The organism is Vibrio sp. 10N.222.46.A1 (assembly GCF_041473595.1).
Taxonomy (GTDB): Bacteria; Pseudomonadota; Gammaproteobacteria; order Enterobacterales; family Vibrionaceae; genus Vibrio; species Vibrio tasmaniensis_A.
In genome coordinates, this window is the sequence record NZ_JBFRSN010000944.1 from 1 (window position 1) to 5,398 (window position 5,398).

At 44.6% G+C, this 5,398-nt stretch carries 4 protein-coding genes; 2 read left to right on the top strand and 2 right to left on the bottom strand.

From position 1 onward, the window contains the following. Positions 1-437: ABC transporter permease (locus AB4496_RS22375; protein ID WP_372132004.1), on the bottom strand; the 437-nt coding region annotated here is incomplete at its 3' end. 277 nt (positions 438-714) lie between these two features. Further along, a complete protein-coding gene (locus AB4496_RS22380) occupies positions 715-1,521 on the bottom strand; it encodes a substrate-binding domain-containing protein (RefSeq protein ID WP_009846741.1) in 807 nt (268 codons plus the stop codon). A gap of 303 nt (positions 1,522-1,824) precedes the next feature. Here AB4496_RS22380 and AB4496_RS22385 point away from each other — a divergent pair, with 303 nt between their 5' ends. Continuing rightward, entirely contained in the window at positions 1,825-3,288 is a 1,464-nt protein-coding gene (locus AB4496_RS22385; protein WP_009846740.1) for a sigma-54 dependent transcriptional regulator, read from the top strand. Next, positions 3,278-5,305 (top strand): cache domain-containing protein, encoded by a 2,028-nt coding sequence (locus AB4496_RS22390; RefSeq protein ID WP_032555202.1) that lies wholly within the window; start codon positions 3,278-3,280, stop codon positions 5,303-5,305. Before AB4496_RS22385 ends, AB4496_RS22390 begins: the two co-directional genes overlap by 11 nt. Positions 5,306-5,398 lie beyond the last annotated feature (93 nt).

Sequence of the window (5,398 nt, forward strand, 5' to 3'; positions counted from 1 at the left end):
GTACACGCCACACGAGTCGTTGATACGCCAAGCGTGCGCGCCGTTTCAACCGCTCGGCGGTCACTGGCCTGCAGAGCGCCATGCATCATCGCAACTAGGATAGGGAAACAGATCAGCATCTGACCTAGAATCATCGCCTTTTGCGTGAACAGTAATTGCCAGTCACCTAAAGGACCAGAACGAGAGAGCATCATGTACATCAACAAGCCAATTACCACGGTCGGTATCGCTTGTAAGGTGTTGATCACCGAAAGCAGCGCCCATTTACCGGGGAATTCGGTGTAAGCCAGTAAGAAAGCCATAAGGATTGCAGGAACAATCACTAATGAGATGGCGGACAAAGATACGCTGAAGGATACCGCGACGATTTGCCACAATTCGTGGTCAAAACTCACCAGTAGATTCATTGCATCAATCGTTGTTTGCCATAGGGTCATGAAGTATCTCGTTTGAATCGATAATAGGCTTTTATCGGTAGTGTCTGATGTTAATCATAGCTGACACAAACTATTTGAGCCTGTATTGGTCAGCGATTGTTTCTAAGCTTGAATGCCTTTAAAGCAAGGCGGTTTTTAAACGTGATTATTTAGGTGGTCTCGTTGACTGTTTAGTTAAGCGTAGCGCTAGTTGGTTAGGGTTAAACCTTCAACGCTACGCTTTACTCACAACCCACGACTCATTTCTTACAACAAGCTATTCTGCGCTTGCAACCAACTATTCTGCGTTTGCAACAAACAGTTGTTTGCCGTGCAGTTTAAAGTCGTTGATCAGTTTCTGGCCTTTAGGGTTAACCAACCAATCACTGAATACTTTCGCTGCTTGGTAATTGATGCTTGGGTAGCGTTCTGGGTTAACAAGAATCACTTGGTAAGGGTTAAATAGGTTCTTGTCGCCTTGGAACAACACTTTAAGGTCAAGTTTGTTTTGGTAAGCCAACCAAGTACCACGGTCTGTCATGGTGTAGCCTTGCATTTCAGACGCCATGTTCAGAGTAGGACCCATTCCTTGACCAACGCTGCGATAGCCGCCAAAGTTTGGCTCCATCTTAGTTTGTGCCCAAATACCCATCTCTTTCTTATGAGTACCAGAGTCGTCCCCACGAGAAACAAACGTCACGTTGTTGTTCGCGATTGCTTTGAACACATCAGCTACTGCTTTTTGAGATTCAATCTTCGCAGGGTCGCTTTGTGGGCCAACGATAACAAAATCGTTGTACATCAGCTTACGAGGTAAAACGCCGTAACCTTTTTCAACGAAGTTCGCTTCAGCTTTTGGTGCGTGAGTCATTACCAAATCAACATCACCGTTTTCACCCATGCGAAGTGATTTACCCGTACCCGCAGCGAGAACATCAACCTTAATACCAGAATCCTTTTCGAACTCAGGCAATAAGTAGTCCAGTAAGCCTGAGTGGTAGGTACTTGTGGTTGTCGCCAATTTGATATGAGTGGTGTCTTCCGCGCTGCTAGCCGTGTAACTGACGATAGATAGAGCTGCAATAGTTAGGGGAATTGCTTTCATTATTATTATGTCCATTCTGTTATAAATGAATGACATGCCTCTATTTTTAAAGGGCTCAAAGAAGGGCATGTGCATAAGACGCTAATTGTTGTAATTAGGAATCTACACCTAATAAGCAAGCTTAATGCCAATAAATAGTGCATCAAATTTCATTAAATTGCTGTTATATCGAACAAAACTGCGTCATTTAGGCTAACAAAATGCATTAAAATATGAGCTAGGACAAAATGTCGCACATTGTCCCTGTCGCACAAAAGGTTAATTGGTACACTCTGTCCCAACTTTCCCCATCGGCTAATCATTATGTCTTTACCTAGTTCACCTGCATCGAACCTCAACCCAAACACATTGACTCAATATCAAGCGTTTTCCGTCTTGGTCGTGGACGATGAAGTCGGGATGCAGGCTATTCTAAAGAAGGCCCTGGGTAAGTTCTTTGGCAAGGTATCGAGTGCAGGGTCTGTTGAAGAAGCTGAAATACTGCGTTCGAGCGAACATTTTGATCTCATTGTTCTTGATATCAACCTGCCAGGACGCTCTGGCATTGAGTGGGAAGAGGCTTTTAACGACAACGACAAACGTGCCGATGTTATTTTCATGACTGGCTATGCTGATCTAGAGATGACCATATCCGCGCTTAAGCTTGGCGCTTCAGACTTCATTCTTAAACCTTTCAACTTAGAACAAATGATACAAGCTGTACTACGTTGTATGGATAAGCGCCTTGACCAAAGAATGCAATACGCATTGAAGCGTGATGTTAGCCGTCATATCAAGACCGAGTTAATCGGTAACTCAGATAAAACCAAACAGCTTAAATTGCTGATCAGTCAATTTGCACCCTCTCGAGCATCCGTTCTTATAGAAGGCGAGTCAGGTACAGGTAAAGAGCTAGTTGCACGTGGTGTACATGAAGCCAGTAAACGTACAGGGCCATTTGTGCCAATCAACTGTGGCGCAATCGCCCCAGAACTTCTTGAAAGTGAACTATTCGGGCATACCTCTGGCGCATTTACCGGCGCGAAGAAAAACCGTGAAGGTCTATTCAGAGTCGCAAGTGGTGGCACCTTGTTCCTCGACGAAATTGGTGAAATGCCACTACCAATGCAAGCAGCGCTGTTGCGTGTGTTAGAGCAACGCACTATTCGTCCAGTCGGTAGCGAGAAAGAAATTGCCGTTGACGTACGAGTAGTGGCGGCGACTAACCGAAACCTTCAACAAGAGGTCGAAAAAGGGCACTTCCGTCGCGATCTATTCTACCGACTCAATGTCCTTAAAATTGATGTTGTGCCATTGAGAGAGCGTCCATCCGATCTAATAGAGCTTGTTCCGTATTTCACTCGTCTTTTAGCAAGTGAACTTAGTGTACCGGTTCCAAACTGGGCGCATGAGGACATCTTGGCGATGAATGAATACGAATGGCCGGGAAATATTCGCGAACTCAAGAACCTAGTCGAAAGGTGCATTCTTTTAGACAAGCCACCAGCGCACTATTGGCGCGAAATTAATGGCGATCCTGCGCCCACCAGCATTTCAGTGACGGTGTCACATGGAGCGGAAATACCAAACTTGAATAACGTAGACGCTGCAGAAGGTTACCCCAACACTTGGACACTCAAAGAAGTAGAGAAATCTCATATCGAGCAACTGGTGAGTTTTCATGATGGTAATAAATCCGCAGCTGCAAGAGACCTCGGCGTTGCACGGAAAACGCTAGAGCGTAAATATAAAGATTGGAACACAGAAGGCTCTGAATATGCCGATTAGACGTCATTGGTGGTCAAAGTGGACGTTCCGGTTCAAAACCATGGTGCGTTATCGTCTGTTATTTTTGACGTCAGCGCCGATCATTTTAACTTTATGCGCTTTGGTTGCGATCACTTTGTATTGGTCTGTTCACTATACGTGGCAGGGGGCTTTGATCGATGTTGATGAGCGTTTGGATGTTGCCGACAACAGTATCCATCTAATTCAAAATCAACAGGCCTATAACGTTCAAGCATTCGCTGAGTCTTATAACTTTCGAATCAAACTTACGAGTGATATTTCAAAGGAAGAGCTCACTCGTTGGGTTTCTGAAAACAAATCTCGCTATGAGCTCGACTTTTTGCGTTGGAGAAGTGTTGAGAGCATGGGGAAAAAGCGTGAATACCTCGATCTGACACGCAAAGAATCGTTCTTTAGTGTATTGAGCCAAAATGAACTCAACGAGTTAGACCAAAACCTTGCAAGGCAAGCCGAAGTCCCAATGCTCAATAGTCAAAATGTTGAAACTCGGGGTTTAGTTAGCCGTACCGTTGTGTCGATTCGTGACAAGAATGATCACGTGATTGGTTTTCTTGATGGCGGGATCCTCCTTAATAACAGCACACAGTTAGTTGATCAGATCAGCAACTTGATCTATCCACAACGTGATGGTTTTAATCGCCGCATTGGTACGGTTACCGTATTCCTTGATGATCTGCGTGTCAGCACTAATGTGCCATTAAGCAGTGAAGACAGTGCAGGGCGCGCAATTGGTACTCGCGTTTCTCATGAGGTTCATTCAAAAGTCTTGAATCAAGGGCAAAAGTGGTTAGACCGAGCATATGTTTACGACGCTTGGTACATCACCGCTTACCAACCAATCCACGACCAGTTTGATAACGTTATTGGCATGCTTTATACCGGCTATCTAATCTGGCCACTCGTAGAGACGTATCTGACTAACCTTGGTGAAATCAGCATCACCATCATATTACTGCTGTTAGCTTCAGGTTTGATCGTACACCGTGGTGCACGCGATCTTTTCAACCCAATTGAACGCATCCATAAAGTTGTAAAGCTAGTCCAAATGGGGCAAGACAAGCGAATCGGTACGTTGGGTTTGGATGATCAACATGAACTTACGTTGCTTGCGAAACAGTTCGACAAAATGTTAGATCTGCTCCACGAGCGTAATCAAGAGATTCAACAAGCGGCGTCTGAACTCGAATGTAAGGTTCATTCTCGTACCGCCAGTTTGAAAGAGAAAACGGAAGAACTCGAACTGCACATCCAGCTTCTTAACCAAGCTAGAGATAAGCTGGTGGTCAACGAAAAATTAGCCGCGTTAGGTGAGTTAACCGCAGGTATTGCCCATGAAATCAATAATCCGACAGCAGTAATTCTAGGCAACGTTGAGCTAATGAAGTTTGAACTAGGTGACGAAGTGGCTCGTGTAGACGAAGAAGTCCACGCGATCATGGAGCAGATCGACCGAATCCGAAACATCACGCGAAGCTTACTTCAATACAGCCGACACGGTGGTGTACAAGACGAAATCACTTGGCAACATATCAATCCAATTGTCGATGAAAGTATTACGCTCGTAAAAACAGGCGCAAAAAAGAAAGGCATTGTGTATGTCTCGCAATTGAATGCTAAAACCTCAGTCGAAGTGAACCGAAACCAATTGCTGCAAATTCTAGTTAACCTGCAAATGAACGCGATTCACGCGATGGACGGACAGGGCACATTGACTATCTCGAGTGAAGATTGGGTTGAAAATGGAGTATCTCATGGGGCTATTGTTCATGTTGAAGATGAGGGCTGTGGTATTAAGGAAGAACAACTGAAACGTATTTTCTCTCCTTTCTATACCACCAAAAGAGACGGTACAGGCTTAGGTTTGTCCGTTTCTCAAAGTATTTTGAGCCAAACGGGCGGCGAAATACGAGTTGAATCCGAAGTAGGTAAAGGAAGTCGCTTTAGTATCTATCTTCAGCAAAAAGCCACACCGCAGTTATTAGTGTCTAACCTTTAGTCGTTCATAACGCGAATAGAAAAACACCTCCGCACTTAAGATAAGTTCGGAGGTGTTTTTATTTATGGCCCGTTATTTCAAACAATTACAAGC

Excerpts from the sequence above, each read along its gene's own strand:
- AB4496_RS22380 (WP_009846741.1), bottom strand. The coding sequence starts at position 1,521 with ATGAAAGCAATTCCCCTAACTATTGCAGCTCTATCTATCGTCAGTTAC.
- AB4496_RS22385 (WP_009846740.1), top strand. The coding sequence starts at position 1,825 with ATGTCTTTACCTAGTTCACCTGCATCGAACCTCAACCCAAACACATTG.
- AB4496_RS22390 (WP_032555202.1), top strand. The coding sequence starts at position 3,278 with ATGCCGATTAGACGTCATTGGTGGTCAAAGTGGACGTTCCGGTTCAAA.